Source organism: Prevotella pectinovora, from assembly GCF_000834015.1.
Taxonomy (GTDB): Bacteria; Bacteroidota; Bacteroidia; order Bacteroidales; family Bacteroidaceae; genus Prevotella; species Prevotella pectinovora.
The window spans coordinates 102,905-123,577 of record NZ_JXQI01000026.1; the positions used below are offsets into that span (position 1 = coordinate 102,905).

The following is a 20,673-nucleotide window of genomic DNA, read 5'->3' on the forward strand; positions in this document are numbered from 1 at the left end:
TTATATGAAACGATTAAGGTCATTATTAATCCTCGTTGCTTTTGCCTTGATGCCTTTGTTGGCTTTTGCTACAAACGAAGGTGGAGAGAAAAGTGAAGGACTCGACATACCGAAAGTCGTGCTTGAGCACCTTTCCGACTCTTACGAATGGCATATCGCCACTTACGAGGGAAAGCACTTGAGCATTCCGTTGCCGATTATCGTGCGGAATTCCGCTACGGGAGACTGGTTCGTAGGTACGGCGGAAAGTCTGCCTGAACCTTTCTTCTTTGACGAAGCCCACCATGGCAAGATTTACGAGAAGATGCCTGACGGCACAACGGAACGTCCGCTCGATCTGAGTATCACCAAGACTGTAGCTCAGATATGGATTGTGGTCTTCGTAATGTTAGCCGTATTCCTGTCCTGTGCCCGCTGGTACAAGAATCGTGACGAAAAGAGCGAGGCGCCGGGTGGATTCGTAGGCATGATGGAGATGTTCGTGATGATGATTTACGAAGATGTGGCAAAGGCGTCCATCGGAGAGAAACATTTCCGTCCTTACGCACCATATCTGCTCACCGTGTTCTTCTTCATCCTGACCACCAACCTTCTTGGCTTGCTACCGGTCTTCCCTGGTGGTGCCAATGTAACAGGAAATATAAACATCACATTCTTCCTCGCTTTTTGTTCAATGGTGGTAATCAACCTCTTTGGAAACAAGGAGTACTGGAAGGACATTTTCTGGCCAGAAGTGCCAGTGTTCCTGAAAGCATATCCAGTACCGCTTATGCCAGTAATAGAGTTCTTTGGCGTCTTTACTAAGCCATTCGCTTTGATGGTCCGTCTCTTCGCCAATATGATGGCAGGCCACGCAATCATTCTGAGCTTCACTTGTGTGATATTCCTCGGATGGTCGATGGGAGTAGGCTATGGCATAGGACTCAACTTCGTGAGCGGAATAATGATGCTTTTCATGAATGCTCTGGAATTGCTCGTGGCATTCGTCCAGGCATACGTCTTCACCCTCTTGAGTGCTGTCTTTATCGGACTTGCCCACAAGGAGGAGGAGTAAAAGCCTCTTTTATGAGGTGTGACAAATAAAAATTAGAGTTAAACAAGAGAATAAACAAAAAATTAATAACAATTAAAATTTAAGGAATTATGATTATTTCATCACTTTTGGCTGCTGAAGGTCTGGCACAGCTGGGCTGCAGCTTAGGCGCAGGTATCGCAGTAATTGGCGCAGGTTTGGGTATTGGTAAGATCGGTAGCAGCGCTATGGATGCTATCGCTCGTCAGCCTGAGGCATCAGGTAAAATCCAGACAAACATGATTCTTACATCTGCATTCGTTGAGGGTTGTGCATTGTTCGCAATCGTGGCTTGTGCCTTCCTTATCTAATGAACTTTTCTTGGGAGAAGTTTTTAACTAATAGGTGTTTGTAAATTAACGCAAATGGATTTATCAAGTTTGCCATCAATATTAACTCCTGACTTAGGATTGCTCTTCTGGATGCTTCTTGCGTTCCTTGTAGTATTCTTTGTTCTCGCCAAATTCGGTTTCCCGGCAATAACGGTCATGGTGGAGAAAAGGAAGAACTATATCGACGAGAGCCTGAAGAAAGCCCATGAGGCTTCTCTGAAGCTTGAAAACATCAAGCAAGAAAGTGAAGCGATCCTGCAGGAAGCACGTGAGAAGCAGGCCACCATACTCAAGGAGGCCGCATCAACACGTGACGCTATTGTGGAGAAAGCTCAGGATAAAGCACGTGAGGAGAGTGCGCGCATCATCAGCGAGGCCAAAGCCGAGATTGAAGCGCATAAGCAGGCCGCCATCAGCGATATCCGCAAGCAAGTAGCCATATTGAGTGTTGAGGTGTCAGAGAAGATCTTGAGAAAGAATCTCGACACCGACAAGGCACAGATGGACTACATAGATCTTATGCTGAATGAAGTGAACTTAAATAAATAAGCAGGATGGATTTAGGATTAATATCGGTAAGATACGCTCGAGCATTGCTCAAGGCAAGCAACCTGGAGAAGCAGTCTGAGCAGGTCTATGCTGACATGCAGACTCTCGCCGCAGAATATGTTAATGTGCCAGAACTGAGTGTCACCATAGCTAATCCTATGCTTTCAAGGGAGCAGAAAGAAGCATTGCTGATTACTGCCACAGGAAGTACAAAGTGTGAATTGACCTGCCGTTTTATCAGGCTTGTATTGAAAGAGGGAAGGGCGAACATCATGCAATTCATTGCAAACTCGTTTGTCTCTCTTTATAGAGAGCAGAATAACTTGATTCATGCAAAACTGTCAACTGCCGTTGCTCTGACTCCAGAAACGGAGTCGAAGCTGCGGAAGTTAGTGGAGAGTAAGACAAATGGTAATGTTGAGTTCAAGACTTCTGTCGATGATGAACTCATCGGAGGTTTCGTGCTCGAGTACGACACCTATCGACTCGACGCCAGCGTAAAGCGCCAGCTCAGCACCATTTTGTCGAATCTTAAATAATTAAAAGGATTAATATGTCAGATAAAATTAAACCAAGCGAAGTATCCCAGGTGCTTCTCGAACAACTGAAAGGAATCAGTAATGGCGAGCAGTTCGACGAGGTGGGCACTGTGCTTCTGGTCAGCGATGGTGTAGCGCGCATCTACGGATTGCGTAATGCCGAAGCCAACGAGCTCCTGGAGTTTGAGAATGGTACTATGGCTATCGTCATGAACCTTGAGGAGGACAACGTAGGTTGTGTGCTTCTCGGTTCTACTGATGGTATCAAAGAAGGCATGGTTGTGAAACGTACTAAGCGTATCGCGTCTATCCGAGTGAACGACAATATGCTTGGTCGCGTCATCAACCCATTGGGACAAGCCATCGACGGCAAGGGAGATCTTGATCTTACTGAGTCGTTTGAGATGCCGCTCGACCGTAAAGCCCCCGGAGTTATCTACCGTCAGCCTGTAAAGGAGCCTCTCCAGACAGGTTTGAAGGCTGTAGACTCCATGATTCCTATTGGTCGTGGTCAGCGTGAGCTTATCATCGGTGACCGTCAGACCGGAAAGACCGCCATTGCAATTGATACTATCATTAATCAGAAGAGTTTCTATGATGCAGGCAAACCTGTATACTGTATTTATGTTGCCATAGGACAGAAGGCGTCTACTGTGGCTGCCCTCGTATCTAATCTGAAGGAGCATGGTGCTTTGCCTTATACTATTATCGTATCGGCAACGGCAGCAGACCCTGCCGCCATGCAGTATTATGCACCATTTGCCGGTGCAGCCATCGGCGAGTATTTCCGCGACCGTGGCTATTCTGCACTCGTCGTATACGACGACCTTTCAAAGCAGGCCGTAGCATACCGTGAGGTATCTCTGATTCTTCGACGTCCTTCAGGACGTGAGGCATATCCTGGAGACGTATTCTATCTGCACAGCCGTCTTCTTGAGCGTGCAGCACGAATTAATGACCAGCAGGAAGTTGCAGAACAGATGAATGATCTTCCAGAGTGTATGAAGGGACATGTGAAAGGTGGAGGCTCTTTGACAGCTCTTCCGATCATCGAGACACAGGCAGGCGACGTTTCTGCTTATATTCCGACGAATGTGATTTCAATTACCGACGGACAGATTTATCTCGAGAGTGATCTCTTCAACCAGGGATTCCGACCAGCAATCAATGTCGGTATCTCCGTGAGCCGTGTTGGAGGTTCTGCACAGATAAAGAGCATGAAGAAAGTTGCCGGTACGCTGAAGATCGATATGGCCCAGTATAGAGAGCTTGAGGCATTCTCTAAATTTTCAAGTGACATGGACGCTGTGACATCCATGACTCTGGACAGAGGACGTAAGAATAACCAGTTGCTTATCCAGCCACAGTATAGTCCTATGACTGTTGGTGAGCAGGTAGCTATTCTTTATTGCGGTACTCATGGACTGATGCGTGATGTTCCAGTAGAGGATGTGAGGAAATGTCAGGATACATTCCTTGACAAACTTCGTTCTACACATCAGCAAGATGTCATAGACGTCCTTGCTTCAGGCGTTATAAATGATGATGTTTGCCATAAGATTGAGGAAGTAATGGCCGACATCTCCGGACAATATAAAAAGTAATTGCTTATGCCGTCACTAAAAGAAATTAAAGGTAGAATTTCTTCCGTCAACAGTACGCGCAAAATCACAAGTGCAATGAAAATGGTGGCATCTTCAAAACTTCATCATGCACAGCAGATGATAGAGAATATGCTTCCTTATGAAAATATGCTTGAGCGCATTCTCAAGACTTTTCTTGCCAGTGAGGCTGATGCACATACTGTTTTCAGCGAGGTTCGCCCGGTAAAGCGTATAGCACTCGTTGCATATTCGTCGAACAGCAGTCTTTGTGGTGGCTTTAATACAAATGTCGCGAAACTGCTACACTCTGTTGTAGAAGAGAACTTGTCCTTGGGTAAAGAGAACATAATTGTCTATCCGATAGGAAGAAAAGTTGCGGAACAGGCAAAGAAAATGGGATTGCCGATAGCTGGTGATTTCACAAGACTTGCCGAGAAGCCTAATGTCTCAGAATGTATAGAAATAGCTAAAGAACTCGGAAAGAAATTCGTTGAAGGCGAGATTGATCAAGTTGAGCTTCTATATCATCATTTCAAGAGTGCCGGTTCTCAAATATTGCAGCGCAAGACTTTCCTGCCTATTGACATTACTTCTGGTGTTGGACAAGACAACAACCGTGATCTCTCGCATAAGACTGTTACTGCAGAAATGCAAGCCTATCTGAAAGAGAATCAGAAGGAAGAGCAAAAGAAAGAAGAGCATGTGGTACCTCTGAATGACAATTTCATTGTAGAGCCAGACATGAACACGGTTCTCAAGCTCCTGATTCCCAAGCTGGCGCATCTTATGCTGTATACGGCTCTATTGGATAGTATAGCTTCCGAGCATGCAGCCCGTATGGTTGCCATGCAGACGGCAACGGACAATGCAGATGAATTGTTGCGAGAGTTGAATTTGCAATATAACAAGAGCAGACAGCAGGCCATTACTAATGAATTGTTGGATATTGTTGGTGGTTCTGTAAACAACTAATATGTTCAACATACCCGATGATTAAAATTTAAGCCGGACCATTTGTTTGAGTCCGGCTTAAATTTTTTATTACCAGCCAACTTCATTGGTTGGATAGAATAATCAGTTTGTCTATGTCATTTATTAAGCTTCTTCAGCAGAAGCTTGTTTATTGTCTGTATGTGTTTTCCCTGTTTCGTTATGTCTGTCCTTACTGCATAAATGTCATTGAACAAGTCACAAAAGGCGTTCTGCACCATATTGGGCTTTCTTCTGCTCTTGTCTGCTTCAGGATTTACAACAATTTTTATCCCTTTATGGTGTAAGGTTATGTCAATGTCTTTTCCTGCAATTACAGGGTCACCGTCGTAATGAATTACCCCTTCATTTTTCCTATGTACCAATATGTGGCTCGACTTGAAAGTCTTAACTTTCGGATTTTTGTTAATTGTCTTGTTGAACATGTCAATACTAATTTGAGGTGCATCAATCATGTCGAAAGGTTCCATTATAATAACGTCGAGCAATCCGTCACTCATCGAGGCTTGTGGGGCTATGTATGCATTATTGCCATATTGTGAGGCATTGGCACACGACACGAGATAAGCACGCTTGTGTATTGTGCCTATCTCTTCGGCTTCAATAGTGTATTCCTCAGCCTCATATTTCAATCCGGACTTTAGAATGTTTTCAAGGTAAGTCACGGGGCCTCGTTTGCCTGCCTCGGCAAATCTCATGCTAATGTAAGCGTCAAACCCCATGCCACAAGTGCAGAAGAACGGATGGCCGTCAATTACTCCATAGTCAAGGTCGTGGGTCATGCATTTGTTGATAATCATTATGCATTTCTTTATGTCCATGGGTAGCATCAGATGCCGCGCCAGTCCGTTGCCCGAACCACACGGTATGATTCCCATAGCAGTATTTGTGTCGATGAGCGCCCTGCCTATCTCATTAATGGTTCCGTCTCCGCCTACAGCTACTATCACATCGCAATTATCCTCACAGGCTTTCCTCGCCAACAAGGTCGCATGTCCTGCGTATTCAGTATTCAAGATAGAGTAACTGAAGGTATCCTTGTCCAAATACTCGTCTATGAGCTTAGGTATGCCGGCCTTTTTTACTGTGCCGGATATGGGGTTCATTATAAAAGCAATCTTCTTCTGGGGCATAAATATAATGCTTTGGCTATATAATTTTGTTTTAACTTTGTAATATGCAAATATAGTAAATAATATCTTATTTATAGTTTGTAGCGCATTATTTTAATCCTAAATGAACATTTCTTTTGAAATAATGCTCTGTTTTACCTATTTTTCGTATCTTTGCAAGAAATATAAACAACAGTGGTTTATTACACCTATATTTATAATGGGACTTTTACAAGAGAAATACAAGAAATATCGTGAGCCTCAGAAGTATATGGAGGCTGGTATATACCCATATTTTCGTGAGATAACAGGAAAACAGGGTACTGTAGTACAGATGGATGGGCATGAGGTGCTCATGTTCGGCTCTAATGCATATACGGGACTTACAGGAGATCCTCGTGTGGAGGCAGCTGCAAAAGCTGCAATAGATCAGTATGGTACAGGATGCGCAGGCAGCCGTTTCCTTAACGGAACGCTTGACCTCCATGTGAAGTTGGAGAAAGAGCTTGCTGCTTATGAACACAAAGATGAGGCATTATGCTTCTCAACCGGATTTTTCGTCAATTCAGGAGTCCTCTCGGTCATCTGTGGCAGAGAAGACTATATAATTTGCGATGAGCGTGACCATGCCAGTATTGTAGATGGCAGGAGATTGTCTTTTGCCACTTGCTTGAAATACAAGCATAACGACATGGAAGACCTGGAGAAGCAGTTGAAGAAATGCCGTCCTGAAGCTGTCAAGCTCATTGTCGTTGACGGTGTGTTCTCTATGGAGGGCGATTTGGCTAATTTGCCTGAAATCATCAAACTGAAGCATAAATATAATGCTTCCGTAATGGTTGACGAAGCTCATGGCCTTGGTGTCTTCGGTAGTGAGGGACGTGGCGTGTGTGACCACTTCGGTGTGATTGACGACGTTGACCTGATTATGGGAACTTTCTCAAAGAGTCTTGCCAGCATCGGCGGATTTATCGCAGGCGACAAGGATACGATAAATTACCTGCGTCATGCCTGTAGAACTTATATATTCAGCGCATCTAACACACCTGCAGCTACAGCTGCGGCAATGGAGGCTTTGCATATTATAAGAAAAGAGCCAGAGAGAATCACTCGTCTATGGGATGTCACGAACTATGCTTTGAAGCGTTTCCGCGAGGAAGGATTTGAGATAGGAGAAACCGAGAGCCCGATTATCCCACTATATGTGCGTGATCCTTACAAGACATTCCTCGTTACGAAGTTGGCCTTCGATGCAGGAGTATTCATAAATCCTGTGATTCCTCCAGCTTGTGCTCCGCAAGACACGTTGGTACGTTTTGCTTTGATGGCAACACATACTAAGGAGCAAGTAGAGAAAGGCGTACAAGCTTTGAAGAAGATTTTTGTTGAACAAGGCATTATCAAATAATGCACTTCGATATTGACAAAATGGCAAGCATGAGGTTGCATTGAATAAACCCTCTTGCTTGCCATTGTTTTGTAAAATGTTGATATTGTGTGAAAAGCATGTAATCAAGACATGCCTGTGACATTACGGTTTACCGCCATTAGGGTTACAGGTTTGTATCCATATTATAATCGGTAATAATGATATCTGTAAATAATATTGGTGTTGAGTTCGGGGTCAAGCCCCTTTTCAGTAACGTCAGCTTCGTTGTAAACGATAATGACAGGATAGCCCTTGTCGGTAAAAACGGCGCAGGCAAATCCACGTTGCTGAAAATTCTATACCGTCTGCAAAGTCCGACATCGGGCAATGTGTCTGTTTCGAGCGACACAACAATCGGCTATCTTCCTCAGGTGATGAATCTGAAGGATGACACCACTGTTCGCGAGGAGGCTTCTAAGGCATTTGCAGGAATAAGTTCGTTGAAAGCGGAACTTGACAGGCTTAATGCCGAACTTGCCCAGCGTGAAGATTATGAGAGCGAGAGCTATCTTGACCTTGTAGAACGGTTTACTGCCACTCATGACAAGTTGCAGATTCTAGGTGCAGACAACTGTGAGGCCAATCTTGAGAGGACTCTTTCCGGCTTAGGTTTCAAGCGTACGGATTTCGACAGACCCACCAAGGAGTTCAGTGGCGGTTGGCGTATGAGAATTGAGCTTGCGAAGATTCTTCTGCAGAAACCAGACGTGTTGTTGCTCGACGAGCCTACCAACCACCTCGACATCGAAAGTATCCAATGGCTTGAGCAGTTCCTTTCCCAAAGTGCGAAGTCTGTCGTGCTTGTGAGCCACGACCGCGCATTTCTTAATAATGTGACGAACAGGACTTTGGAAATCAGTTGCGGAAAGATAGCAGACTATAAGGTGAAGTATGACCAGTATGTGGAATTGCGCAAAGAGAGACGCGAGCAGCAGATACGTGCATACGAGAATCAGCAGAAAGAGATAGCTGATATCAAGGATTTTATCGAAAGGTTCCGTTACAAACCGACAAAGGCAGTACAGGTGCAGAGCAGAATAAAGCAGCTGGAGAAGATTGTTCCGATAGAAATAGACGAAGTTGACAATTCTTCAATGCATCTGAAATTTCCTCCCTGCATGAGAAGCGGCGACTATCCGGTCATATGCGAAGACGTGAGGAAGGATTATGGAGACCACATGGTTTTCGGCAATGTCAATCTTACAGTCAAGAGAGGAGAGAAAGTCGCTTTTGTCGGAAGGAATGGAGAGGGAAAGTCCACTCTCGTCAAATGTATCTTGAATGAGATTCCATATACCGGAACTCTCAAGATTGGCCATAACGTGCAGATTGGATATTTTGCACAGAACCAGGCCCAGATGCTTGACAACAGCCTTACCGTCTTCGACACGATTGACAGCGTGGCAAGAGGTGATGTGCGCTTGAGAATCAACGATATATTAGGCGCCTTCATGTTTGGCGGTGAAGCTTCAGAGAAGAAGGTTTCAGTTCTCAGCGGTGGAGAGAAGAGCAGACTGGCAATGATCCGCCTTCTGCTCGAGCCCGTAAACCTGTTGATTCTTGATGAGCCTACCAACCATCTCGACATGCGTTCAAAGGATGTGTTGAAGGAAGCGATAAAAGCTTTCGACGGTACAGCCATTGTCGTAAGCCACGACCGCGAGTTCCTGGATGGTCTGGTTACTAAAGTATATGAGTTCGGCAACGGAAAGGTGATAGAGCATATCGGAGGAATATATGATTTTCTTCAGAAACACCACACAGACAGCATTGATGCTGCCACCAACAATAATCCCTCTCCTGCCGCTTCTGATGCGAAGACCGCTTCTGAACCCTCACAAGGCAAGCAGAACTATCTCGAACATAAGGAGCTGCAGAAGAAGCTCAACAAAATGAAGAAAGCCGTTGATAAAGCTGAATCCCAGATAGGGGAACTTGAGAAAAGACTCGGTGAGCTTGACGAATTGCTTCTGAAACCGGAAAACTCCTCAAATATGGAGATTGTTGAAGAATATACATCAATAAAGGCAAAGCTGGATGAAGAAGTGGACAATTGGGAGAAACTCTCTGAGGAATACGAGCAGCTTTCTTCCCAATAGCTAACTGTAATGAAAGTTTTATCACCGGATCTGCAATATATCAATCGAAATACAGTTATCAATTTAGTAACATAAATATTAAGACTATGAAAATTAAATCAATTATTCCTATTGTGGCCTTGGCCACAGTATCGATGACCTCTGTGGCACAGAATCCGCATTCTCAGCAATTGCGTTCTGGTCTCGACATGTCCAACATGGACAACAGCGTCAAGCCACAAGACGACTTTTTCCATTACGCTTGTGGCGGTTGGGTGAAGAAAAAAACGCTGCCCGCTGCTTTTTCCCGTTATGGCAGCTTTGTTGTGGTGGGGGGAGATAAAAAAAAACGCATCAACGGTATTTTTCAGGAACTGCTTGAGAATACCTATAGTGAAGGCACCATTGAGAAGAAGCTCAGCGATTTGTATAAGCTTGCTATGAACGAGCAGCGCCGCAACGCAGATGGCGTTTCTCCACTCATGCCAATCCTGAAGAAGATGGAGAAGGCTAAAACCAAGGAGGCTTTGTTCAAGATTCAGCTGGAGCTTGTGCCTTATGGCGACAGCGAATTCATCGGCATGTATTTTGGAGCCGACGAGAAGAATGCCAAACAGAATATCCTGAACGTAGTGCAGAGCGGTACCACCCTCGGACAGAAAGAATATTACCTGGATACAGACTCGGCTACAACTGCAATCAGAGAGGCTTACAAGAAGCACATCGTAAGAATGTTCCAGATGTTCGGCTTCAATGCCAAGGCTGCCCAGAAGAAGATGGAGAACGTGATGCGTCTCGAAACTGAATTGGCTAAGGTGTCTAAGTCTAACACAGAACTTCGTGACCCTGAGGCTAACTACAACAAGATGGCTTTGTCTGAATTCATGGCAAAGTATCCTCATATCAATATTGACAAGGTGCTTGTCGCATCTGGCGTAGACCTGAATCTCGTGAAGGATCTGGTAGTGGGTCAGGTTGGCTTCGTGGCAGGTGCCGACAAACTCTTGTCTGCTATCACCCCTGATGAATACAGAGACTATATGGAGTGGGGCCAGATAATGAGTGCGGCTGCTTATTTGAGCGATGACGTAATTGCTGCAAACTTCGACTTCTTCGGCAAGACAATGAGTGGAAGAAAAGAAAACCATCCATTGTGGAAGCGTGCTACAAGCCAGGTGGAAAGCCAGATGGGCCAGGCTTTGGGCAAGATTTACGTGGAGAAATATTTCCCTGCTTCATCAAAGGAACGCATGAAGACTCTTGTACACAACTTGCAGATTGCCTTGGCAAAGCGCATCGAGGCTCAGGATTGGATGAGCGAGGAAACAAAGAAGAACGCCCTTGACAAGCTGAATGCCTTCTATGTGAAGATTGGCTATCCTGACAAGTGGATAGACATGAGCGACCTCAACATCGACCCGGCAAAGTCTTATTATTCAAATATCGAGGAGTGTCGTAGATTCTGGAACAAATGGGTTATCGCAACTAAGGTGGGCAAGCCAGTAGACAAGGATGAGTGGCAGATGTCTCCACAGGCCGTCAATGCTTACTACAATCCTACGACCAACGAGATATGCTTCCCGGCCGGTATTCTGCAGGTTCCATTCTTCGACCCAACAGCCGACGACGCATTCAATTATGGAGCTATCGGTGTTGTAATCGGTCATGAAATGACTCACGGATTCGATGACCAGGGTCGTCATTATGACAAAGACGGCAACATGAAAGACTGGTGGACAGAAAACGACGGCAAGAATTTCAACGAGAGAGCTGACGGATACGCCAAGTTCTATTCTAACATCAAGGTATTGCCTGACCTGAACGCCAACGGCCGTTTCACTCTTGGTGAGAACCTTGCTGACCACGGAGGTCTGATGGTTGCCTACGAGGCATACAAGGAGGCTACGAAGAACAATCCTCTTCCTGTAATCGACGGTCTGACTGCAGACCAGCGCTTCTTCATCGCTTACTCACAGGTTTGGGCAGCAAACATCACGGATGCTGAAATCAGAAACCGTACAAAGAGCGACCCACACTCTCTTGGTATGTGGCGTGTAAACGGTGCTCTGCCTCACATCAACATGTGGTATGACGCATTCAATGTGAAGCCTACAGACAAATTGTTCGTTCCTGCTGACCAGAGACTCAAACTTTGGTAATACAGGATTGATTTCGGTTTTAACTTAAATAAAATTGGTTTAGTTTAAAAGGCATACTGACCATTTGGTTTAAATCATCCATAAACGATCGAGTAGGAGGTATGTTCGGCCCGAGCATAAAAAATAGCCATAAGAAAGTATCTTTGTATACAGTCTTATGGCTATTGTTTTAGCTGTGTATATAAATGTTGTCTGTTTCGACGGGCTTGTAAATATTGTCTTTACTGTCAGGTGACAAGATTGTAAATGTTGTCTTTGCTGTCCGATGACGGACTTGTCAGTTTATTCCCCTGTCGTTCAGCGCCTTGGTATATTTCCTTGCATTTTCCTTATGTTCCTCATAAGTCCTTGCAAAATTATGGGTGCCGCTGAAATCCTCTTTCGCACACATATACAGATAGTCGTGGTGTACATAATTCAGCACGGCGTCTATGCCTGCCACCGATGGTATTCTGATTGGCCCTGGCGGTAGACCTTTGTATTTGTATGTGTTATAAGGACTGTCAAAGGAGAGCATGTTGTGGTAGATGCGCTTGAGCTCGAATTTCTTGAGTGCGAACTTTACCGTGGGGTCAGCCTGCAGAGGCATGTCTCCCTTCAGCCTGTTGTAATACATTCCGGCGATCATCGGCTTTTCCTGGTCGTTGGCGGTTTCCTCGTCCACGATGCTTGCCATTGTGATTACTTCGATAGGGGAGAGACCCATGGCTTTCGCCTTGTTTTCTCTTTCAAACGACCAGAACTTCTTGTTCTCCTTCTGCATCTTGTCGAGAAACTTGTCTACGGAAATGTTCCAGTACACGGAGTAGGTGTTTGGTATGAACATAGCTGCGATGCTCTCCGGAGTGTAGCCGTATTTCCTGCATGTTGCCGTGTCGGAAACGGCTTTCAGGAAATCATCCTTTGAGAACATCAGTTTCTTTGAAACCTCGTCGGCCAGTTTGTCGAGAGTCCTTACCGAGGGGATTGTGAGGTTTACAGGCGACTGCAGTCCGTTCTTGAGCTTGCGGAACACGGTAAATGCTCCATTGCCTGTAGTCACTTCATACCTTCCAGGCCGTATCTTTTCGGCGAGGTCCCAATGGCGGGCAAGTGTGGTGAAAGCCATGTAGCCTCTGTCCGTTGAGATTTCCTTCACTTTCGTGTATACGGAGTCGATGTTGTCGTCGTCGTCAATATATACATACTGTGTTGAGGATTTTACCGACAGCGCAGAAAAGAAGAAATAGTAAACCAATCCTATTATTATCAGGAGGCATCCCAATGCAGACAGGATATACTTTTTTTGTGAAATAAATGATTTTGCCATGATTATATTTTTCAAATTCTGTCGAGTACGGTCTTTATCAAGTCGTCTATGTGCGACTTGTATCCGGTGTCAGCCTTCTGTGCCCTGCGGTTTGCAATCACCATGCAGCAAGTCGTAGCCTTGTGTCCCATCAGTTTTGACAGTCCGGCAAGTGCTGAACTCTCCATCTCGAAGTTTGTTATTCTGTCACCGTCGTATTCAAATTCTTCTATCTTCCTGTTCTGGTTGGGGTCAGCCAGAGGGAGTCTTAGTTGTCTTCCCTGCGGTCCGAAGAATCCTCCGCAGGCAATCGTTATTCCTCTCACCATGTCTTCGCCGGCTATTCTGTCCACGAGTTCTTTGTCGGCTTCAACCACGTATGGCGCAGGCTGACACATGTTTCCTGTCCATCCCATGTGGTTGAGGAATGCTTTTTCTATCTGCAGGTCACACACCGCATTTCTTCCGGCATAGAAGTTCAGCAGTCCGTCGAATCCCATGGATTTCTTTGAGCAGATGAAAGTTCCGGCAGGCGTGTTCTCCTGCAGTCCGCCACAGGTGCCTATTCTGACCATTGTCAGCTGTCTGAATTCATCCTTGTCGGTTCTTGTTTCAAAGTCGATGTTGGCGAGCGCGTCCAGCTCGTTCACCACGATGTCGATGTTGTCGCATCCGATGCCCGTAGAGAGAACGGTTATTCGTTTTCCTTTGTAGCTTCCGGTTATGGTGTGGAATTCTCTGCTTTCCACGTCGCATTCTTTTTCGTCGAAATGGCTTGCCACTAGTGCCACTCTTCCGGGGTCGCCCACGAGTATTACTTTGTCTGCCAGGAATTCCGGCTTGAGGTGCAGATGGAATACGCTTCCGTCGCTATTGATTATGAGTTCTGATTCTGGATAATACTTTTTCATGATAAAATCGCTTTAAGTTATACTTACATCTGTCATCTCTGCATATTCTGCAGGATTGCCATGCAATCTGTATATGATGCAAATTTACTACAGATTTTCTGCATTTCGAATTTTCTTCTCAAGATTTTTTTTCTGAATCATAATATTCTCTAAATCTTCTTCCATTTTCAGAATCGTCTTGCGGTCAACACCTTTTCCTTTGCTCCTGTAGCCTTTTCTGAGGGTAGGAAGTTTCTTCTCTATATCAGCCTGTCTGTCATTCAGCTGCATGAGTTTCAGGAACAGTCCTCTTGCCGTGTCCGACTTGAAGTCGTTTATGTCAGTATATACGGCATCGTCGTTTATAACGAATCTGAAGCCGTGTCTCGCTTTGTCGCTTGAGGTGTGGGTGTTCATTCTCCTGAGGCTTTCGTCGAGCAGTTTCCTGTCGTATTGTGTGTCTTTTATGCTGCGTAGCGTAGCCACGGATTTCAGTTTCTCTTCAGAGATGTTTTCATCGTCGCTCCATCTTTCGTCCGACGGTATGAAGGTATAGATGCACACTTTGCCGCTCTCCTGATGTCGGTCGGTCACGAGCCACCCCAGGGAGTCGATGTCGTCTACCACACACATATAATCGTTGAATTCCGAGTTGTAGGGCAGTCCCAGGTTTTCGGGCTTGTAGAATGTCTGCGTCTCCGTGTTGAGCCTTGAGATGAAGATGTCTCTCTTTCCGAACCCGTTTTTCTTGTTTATGGCACTGAAATAGAGCGTCACGCCGTCTGGCATAAGATAAGGATAGTCCACGTCTTTGAAATCATCAGCGAATTCCTCTATCGCTCTTCCTGCCTTCCATTCGTTTCCGATTTTCTCTGCCATGAATAGCAGCGTGGAGTCCTTTGCCACGCTCTTGTTGTAGATGCACAAGTCATCGAATCCGTTGAGGAATGCTGATGATGTATGGCTTGTCTGCGTGGCAGAATTGAGGATGTCTGTATATTTCCCTATCTGTCCGTATTCTTTTCTGAGCGGAATATGCTTTGCGAAGTTTTCCTTGTCTACCACCACGCTGTCTATCACCATCAGCTTTGCTGCCGACGGATAGAAGTCAGCTACCGCCAGCGCGTTCTGCTCCTGCGCCGGTTTGGGCTTCTGGCGCCTTTTAACCTGTGCGTCAGAAGGCTGTGCAGCCAATGAGAGCAGACTGCATAGGATTATGAAATTTCTTGTCCGTGCTTTCATATTGATTGAATCAGTATTTATTCGTTTTGTTTATCAGTATTGACCAAACGTTTTGCTTATTCGTATTTTATCGTCTTCACGGGGTTTATGTGCGACACTATGTAGCTAGGTCCTATGAACACGAGGAGGCATATTGCCAGGGTTGCCGCGTTTATGAGCAGGATCAATGGCGCGTTGATTTCCACGGGCACGTAGTCCACGTAATAGACTGATGCGTCGAGGCTCACGAATTTGGTGTATTTCTGCAGCGCCACGAGTCCCAGAGCGATGATGTCTCCCAGAATGAGTCCTCGCCCGATGACGAGGGCTGCAAACCAGATGAAGATGTTTCTCACCGACCTGTTTCTGCATCCCATAGCTTTCAGTGTGCCTATCATGCGTGTGCGCTCGAGTATGATGATGAGGAGTCCGGAAATTATCGTGATGCCCGACACGCAGATCATGAGTCCGAGGATTATCCACACGTTGAGGTCTAGCAGGTCGAGCCATGAGAAGATCTGCGGATACATTTCATATACGGTTTCCGACGAATATGTCTCTCCGTATTTGTCGCCCTGCCTGTTCACGTTCTTCACCAGATATCTGGCTGCTATCGGCACGTTGGCTATATCGTGTAGCTGCAGTTCCACTCCCGACACCTGCCCCTGGCTCCATCCGTTGAGCTTTACGGCAGAATAGAGGTCGCAGAAGCAGAGCGATTCGTCAAACTTCGTCATGTTGGTCTGATAGATACCAGCCACGGTATATCTTCTCACCCTTATGTCTCCGTTGTTTATGAAATAAGAGAACACCCTGTCGCCGGTCTTGAGCCTGAGTTTTGTGGCTATGTTTTTGGAAATCAGAATTTTGTTCCCGCTCGACTTGTCGCTGAATCTGGGTATGCTCCCTTCGGTCATGCAGGAGTGAATGAACGCCGTGTCGTAGTCGGCTGCAATTCCCTTGTATGCCACTCCCATGAAGTCGCTGTCCGTCTTCAGTATTCCCTGCGTCATGGCGAAGCTCTGCATGGATTTCAGCCCCGGTGTTTTCTTCAGCACGTTTCTGATGCTGTCAGAATAATCTATCGGTCTTTGCTCGCTGCCATGCAGGGAGACGAAGTTTGCCACCGTGGCGTGGGCTCCCAGTCCTGTCACTTTGTCTCGGATGGTGTGTTTGAAGCCCAGGATGACGCACACGCTGATTATCATCACGGCCAGTCCCAGAGCGACACCGGTCGTGGCGATATAGAGAGCAGGCTTGCTCACCTTGTTGTTTTCGCCTCTTTCAGAGTATAGCCTTCTGGCTATGAATAACGGGAAATTCATTCTTTATTCTTTTTCTTTCTTGTTTCAATCATCTTCTGCCCGGCCCGGATATTGCTCCAGTGCCTTGCGTAATAATATCAATGCTTTTCTCAGGTCCTCCTTGTTGAGCACGTAAGCTATTCTCACTTGGTTTCTGCCGGCTCCGGGTGTGGTGTAGAATCCGCTTGCAGGAGCCATCATCACGGTTTCGTTCTCGTAGCTGAACTCCTCCAGACACCAGCGGCAGAATTTCTCGCTGTCGTCCACGGGCAGTTTCGCCACAGTATAGAATGCTCCCATCGGTATCGGAGAATACACTCCCGGTATTCTATTCAGTCCGTCGATAAGGCATTTCCTCCTTTCCACGTATTCGTCGTAGACGTCGCGGCTGTATTCCTCCGGCGCGTCGAGCGAGGCTTCTGCCGCTATCTGTCCTATCAGCGGCGGAGAGAGGCGCGCCTGACAGAATTTCATCACAGCCTTTCTCACCTCCTTGTTTTTCGTTATCAGCGCTCCTATCCTGATGCCACACTCGCTGTATCTCTTGCTCACGGAGTCTATCAGCACCACATTCTGCTCTATGCCCTCCAGATGGCAGGCGCTGATGTATGGCGACCCTGTGTAGATATATTCTCTGTACACCTCGTCGGAGAAGAGATAGAGGTCGTGTTTCTTCACCATGTCTCTGATCTGGTTCATTTCGCGGCGTGTGTATAGATAGCCTGTGGGGTTGTTGGGGTTGCAGATCAGTATTGCCCTTGTCTTGGGGTTTATGAGCTCTTCGAATTTCTCCACTTTCGGCAGGCAGAACCCTTCTTCTATTGTGGTGGTTATGGTTCTGATTTTGGCTCCTGCCGATATTGCGAACGCCATGTAATTGGCATAAGCCGGTTCTGGCACTATTATCTCGTCGCCTGGGTTCAGACACGACATGAAGGCGAACAGCACGGCTTCGCTTCCTCCGCAGGTCACTATTATGTCGTCTGCCGTCACGCTGATGCCGTATTTCCTGTAGTAGCCCACGAGTTTCTCCCTGTAGCTTCGGTAGCCCTGCGAGGGCGAGTATTCCAGTATCTTCCTGTCCACGTGTTTTATCGCGTCGATTGCCACTTGCGGTGTAGGCAGGTCTGGCTGTCCGATGTTCAGGTGGTATACTTTGATTCCTCTTTTTTTTGCGTCTGCTGCCAGGGGCGCCAGCTTTCTGATTGGCGACTCAGGCATTTCCAGTCCGCGTTCTGATATTTGTGGCATTTGTTGTATTGTTTTGTTCTATTGTTCTTTATCGTATTGTGTCTGTGTGGGTATAGCTTCCCGGTTGGAGGCGTTCACCGGGACATTCCGGTTGAGGTGAGTTCCACATGGCTTCTTGTTTGAAGAAGTACTACAAGACTCCTTAGTTGAAGAAGTTCCACGAGAGTCCGAATCTCAGCACCCTCTTGTTGATGGGGTAGTGTGGTGTGAGGAAGGCGTTTCCGTCAGTTGCGTTCACGTGGCTCATCATTATGAAGAAGCGAGTCTGCTTCAGGTGCATGTTGGCATAAACGTTCACGATGGGGTAGGAGCCTGTCTTCACGTTCTGCTCTCCGTTGTCCTGAATGGTGAATTGTCCGAGTGCCGGACTGTAGTCTGGTGCGAAATATTTGGTGAAATATCTCATGTCAGCTCCGAGGTCCACCTTCAACACCTTCGCTATCTTGAATCTCAGATATAGGTTGGTGTAGAGGTTTAGCTCCGGCACGGGCAGCACGTTCTGGTTGCTCGACTTCTGGTAGGTCACGTTGTTCTCCCAGAACACGGGTCCGAACCTGAAGTTCTGGTCGAGCTGCAAGGTGAGCAGCGTTATGTTTCCTGCGTGCTGCAGCGGCTCCACGGTGTTTCCCGTGCGTCCGTAGCCTTCGGTTATCGTGTATCGCTGTGCGAAATACGTGTAGTTCTTGATGTCGCTGAACGCCACTCTGAGCCTTGTCTTTGTGCGGCTGAAGGTGAGCACACCCTCGAGGTTGGCCCTCGTTTCCTTGTCAAGCGTCTTGTCCCACCACAGGTGTCTTGAGTGATAGTGCCTGTAGTAGAACGTGGGCACAAGTCTTTCCATTCCTGCCTTGGCGTCGATTCTTAGCGTGTCGCCCAGTAGCGGCAGCCTCAGGTCGGTCTGTCCGTTGAGCTTGAGTTGTCCTGCGTCTGTTCCTGTGAGCGTTGCCTCAGCCGTGGCGTTGAAGCGGAAGCTGCCATGTGTCTTGTTCATCTGCGCCCCTATGCTCAGGTTGTGCTCGTTGTATGAGTCGGTGCCCATTGTGGGTGCGGGGAGCGAGAAATGGCGCAGTTCCGAGGTGGCGAATATCTTGAGTCCTGCCTTTGCCCATTTGTTGAATCCCTCGAGCATTGCAATCGCCAGGGTGTTCTTCAGCGAGTAGTGGCGCGTCTTGTCGTAGATGGAGTCGCCGCCCAGTCTGAGGTCCATGTCATAGGTGTCGGCATAGAAGTCTGTTGGTGTCTGGTAAGCCTGGTAAATCCTCCTGTAGTTGTCGAAGCTGAGTGTGTGGATGAAGCTCGTTACAGGCACGTATTCATCTTTCATCCATTGCTCCTCCTGCCGCCTCTTAGCCTCCAGAGCTGCCAGACTGTCGGCTGCCGCCTTCCCGTCCACGGTGATTCTGTCAGCCGCCGGGTTGCCTTTTTTCTCCTCGTAGGGCTCGTCGCCTGCTATGGTGGAGTTTTCGGGGCGTCCGAATGTCTTGTCGTCATTGCTCCTGCCTTGTGAGAGTCTGCCGTCCTTAGCTCCGTTGTTTTCCCTTTCTTCGTTTTCCTTCTTCGATTCGATGGCGAATTTCCTTGCCTGAATCTCGCTTTCGGTCATTTTCACCTTGCGGCTGAAGCCCACGTTGTAGCGGTGGGAGAAGAAGATGTGCTGGTTGTCGTTTCTGTTCCAGTTCTGCTCGAGCACGGTCGGTATCTCGTTCTCGCTGAAGTCGTCGTCGAACATCTCCGGATGGGTTATATAGCGGTCGTCTGTGATTCCTCCGTTTTCCGTCACTTTCTGGTGGTTGAGCGAGAAGAGCAGGTGTGCGTTGTATCTCTCTCCGAGGTATGAGGCATACATGGAGTAGTTGAAGTGTGAGGTACTCTGGTTCTGGTAGTAGCCGCGGCCGTATATATAGTCGAACTTAAAGCCTGCCCCGAAGTCTTTTCCGGCATTCACGGCAAAGAGAGCCTTGAGGTGATCTTCTCCGTTCGACCTGTCGCCGCACTCGTTGTAGCTGATGTTTGTGATGGGGGATAGGGTGTTGGTGAAGAGGAACTGGCCCACGGGCTTGTTGAAGAAGCTGTAAGGCTGTGTGAAGAGGAACTGTCCTGCCGTTGGGTTGTCTATGAAGATACGGTTGTAGCGGGGGGCTCCCAGGTTGCCCGTGGTGTTGTATTCGCCACGGAGTCCTGAGGTGAAGATGGTGTTCATGAACATGTGTGAGGCGGTGTCGGGCGTGCAGGAAGTCCTGTCGCCGAATCTCTCGTCCACGGTCCACACGCTCAGTCCCTTGGGCACTATCTTGTCCTTCACTTTCGTCGAGTCCTTCCTTCCTCCGAAGTTGTATGCCGGGTCGTCCGTGGCGTTGTCGTTGTCAGTTATCCTGTGCAGATCTTGCGCCTGTGCCGTCAGGAAGGCGCACGAGAGCAGAAGTGCGGGGAGTATTCTTTTCAATTTCATTTCACCAGTCTGATTACGCATTCACACATTTTGAAGGCCATGGCTCCGAGTACGATCACGATTCCAATCTCTTCGTTCTTGAAGAAATAGCAGAGCATTCCGACCACTGCCCCTATGATGAAAATTATGTTGAGGATGTTTCTGAGCATGAAGAACTTGCCCCTGCCTTGGGCTCTTCTGTGCCTTCTGGTGGGGAATCCGTTGCCGGTTTCGTTGTTGATTTCGTTGTTGACTATATTATTGTCCATATTGCTTATTGGAATATGTTTGAAATGTTGTTTGTATGCCTGAGCCATCGAGATTGCCTGTCTTCCTGTATTCCTATGGCATACAGGGCTTTGGAGGTGTTGTGGGATGACAAGTGCAGCCTCGTGGCGCCGGTCTGCTTTCTGCAGCTCTTTATATA

Annotated in this window: 17 protein-coding genes; 9 read left to right on the top strand and 8 right to left on the bottom strand. The window is 47.0% G+C overall.

Annotated elements, in window-relative coordinates:
- Positions 1-4 precede the first annotated feature (4 nt).
- The 6 genes from atpB (at position 5) to ST42_RS03780 (ending at position 5,068) form a co-directional block, all read left to right on the top strand.
- Complete coding sequence (atpB, locus tag ST42_RS03755; RefSeq protein ID WP_022316980.1) at positions 5-1,054, top strand: F0F1 ATP synthase subunit A; 1,050 nt, start codon at positions 5-7, stop codon at positions 1,052-1,054.
- Positions 1,055-1,143: 89 nt separating this feature from the next.
- A complete protein-coding gene (gene atpE, locus ST42_RS03760; protein ID WP_042517461.1) occupies positions 1,144-1,383 on the top strand; it encodes an ATP synthase F0 subunit C in 240 nt (79 codons plus the stop codon).
- A gap of 54 nt (positions 1,384-1,437) precedes the next feature.
- A complete protein-coding gene (gene atpF, locus ST42_RS03765; RefSeq protein ID WP_022316982.1) occupies positions 1,438-1,953 on the top strand; it encodes a F0F1 ATP synthase subunit B in 516 nt (171 codons plus the stop codon).
- Between the two features lie 5 nt (positions 1,954-1,958).
- Positions 1,959-2,492, top strand: a complete 534-nt coding sequence (locus tag ST42_RS03770; RefSeq protein WP_044072376.1) for a F0F1 ATP synthase subunit delta — start codon at positions 1,959-1,961, stop codon at positions 2,490-2,492.
- Positions 2,493-2,506: 14 nt separating this feature from the next.
- Positions 2,507-4,096 carry a F0F1 ATP synthase subunit alpha gene (gene atpA, locus ST42_RS03775; protein ID WP_044072377.1) on the top strand — a complete coding sequence of 530 codons (1,590 nt, stop codon included), beginning with the start codon at positions 2,507-2,509 and terminating at the stop codon, positions 4,094-4,096.
- A 6-nt stretch (positions 4,097-4,102) separates the two neighbouring features.
- Entirely contained in the window at positions 4,103-5,068 is a 966-nt protein-coding gene (locus ST42_RS03780) for a F0F1 ATP synthase subunit gamma (RefSeq protein ID WP_044072379.1), read from the top strand.
- A 116-nt stretch (positions 5,069-5,184) separates the two neighbouring features.
- Here ST42_RS03780 and ST42_RS03785 read toward each other — a convergent pair whose 3' ends face one another.
- Positions 5,185-6,219: a diacylglycerol/lipid kinase family protein gene (locus tag ST42_RS03785; protein ID WP_044072381.1), complete on the bottom strand. Its 1,035-nt coding sequence runs from the start codon at positions 6,217-6,219 to the stop codon at positions 5,185-5,187.
- Between the two features lie 199 nt (positions 6,220-6,418).
- Between ST42_RS03785 and spt the strand changes: the two genes are divergently transcribed.
- From spt to ST42_RS03800, 3 genes are all read left to right on the top strand, one after another.
- Positions 6,419-7,606 (top strand): serine palmitoyltransferase, encoded by a 1,188-nt coding sequence (spt, locus tag ST42_RS03790; RefSeq protein WP_044064849.1) that lies wholly within the window; start codon positions 6,419-6,421, stop codon positions 7,604-7,606.
- A 179-nt stretch (positions 7,607-7,785) separates the two neighbouring features.
- On the top strand, positions 7,786-9,726 hold the full coding sequence (locus ST42_RS03795; RefSeq protein WP_044072382.1) for an ABC-F family ATP-binding cassette domain-containing protein: 1,941 nt from the start codon (positions 7,786-7,788) through the stop codon (positions 9,724-9,726).
- Between the two features lie 86 nt (positions 9,727-9,812).
- The gene (locus ST42_RS03800) at positions 9,813-11,864 is read left to right on the top strand and encodes a M13 family metallopeptidase (RefSeq protein ID WP_044072383.1); all 2,052 of its coding nucleotides are present in this window, start codon (positions 9,813-9,815) and stop codon (positions 11,862-11,864) included.
- A 277-nt stretch (positions 11,865-12,141) separates the two neighbouring features.
- Here the strand turns inward: ST42_RS03800 and mltG are convergent, their stop codons facing one another.
- The 7 genes from mltG to ST42_RS03835 all read right to left on the bottom strand — a co-directional run bounded on the left by mltG (position 12,142) and on the right by ST42_RS03835 (position 20,515).
- Complete coding sequence (gene mltG / locus ST42_RS03805) at positions 12,142-13,173, bottom strand: endolytic transglycosylase MltG (protein ID WP_044072385.1); 1,032 nt, start codon at positions 13,171-13,173, stop codon at positions 12,142-12,144.
- Between the two features lie 11 nt (positions 13,174-13,184).
- The gene (locus ST42_RS03810; RefSeq protein WP_042517450.1) at positions 13,185-14,063 is read right to left on the bottom strand and encodes a nucleoside phosphorylase; all 879 of its coding nucleotides are present in this window, start codon (positions 14,061-14,063) and stop codon (positions 13,185-13,187) included.
- A gap of 87 nt (positions 14,064-14,150) precedes the next feature.
- The gene (locus ST42_RS03815; RefSeq protein ID WP_156139288.1) at positions 14,151-15,284 is read right to left on the bottom strand and encodes a hypothetical protein; all 1,134 of its coding nucleotides are present in this window, start codon (positions 15,282-15,284) and stop codon (positions 14,151-14,153) included.
- A 56-nt stretch (positions 15,285-15,340) separates the two neighbouring features.
- Positions 15,341-16,588 (bottom strand): ABC transporter permease, encoded by a 1,248-nt coding sequence (locus tag ST42_RS03820; protein WP_022316994.1) that lies wholly within the window; start codon positions 16,586-16,588, stop codon positions 15,341-15,343.
- Between the two features lie 24 nt (positions 16,589-16,612).
- On the bottom strand, positions 16,613-17,818 hold the full coding sequence (locus tag ST42_RS03825) for a pyridoxal phosphate-dependent aminotransferase (protein ID WP_044072389.1): 1,206 nt from the start codon (positions 17,816-17,818) through the stop codon (positions 16,613-16,615).
- A gap of 142 nt (positions 17,819-17,960) precedes the next feature.
- Positions 17,961-20,267 (bottom strand): putative porin, encoded by a 2,307-nt coding sequence (locus ST42_RS03830; protein ID WP_044072390.1) that lies wholly within the window; start codon positions 20,265-20,267, stop codon positions 17,961-17,963.
- Entirely contained in the window at positions 20,264-20,515 is a 252-nt protein-coding gene (locus tag ST42_RS03835) for a hypothetical protein (protein WP_022316997.1), read from the bottom strand. The genes ST42_RS03830 and ST42_RS03835 overlap by 4 nt, the downstream gene beginning before the upstream one ends.
- Between the last annotated feature and the right edge of the window lie 158 nt (positions 20,516-20,673).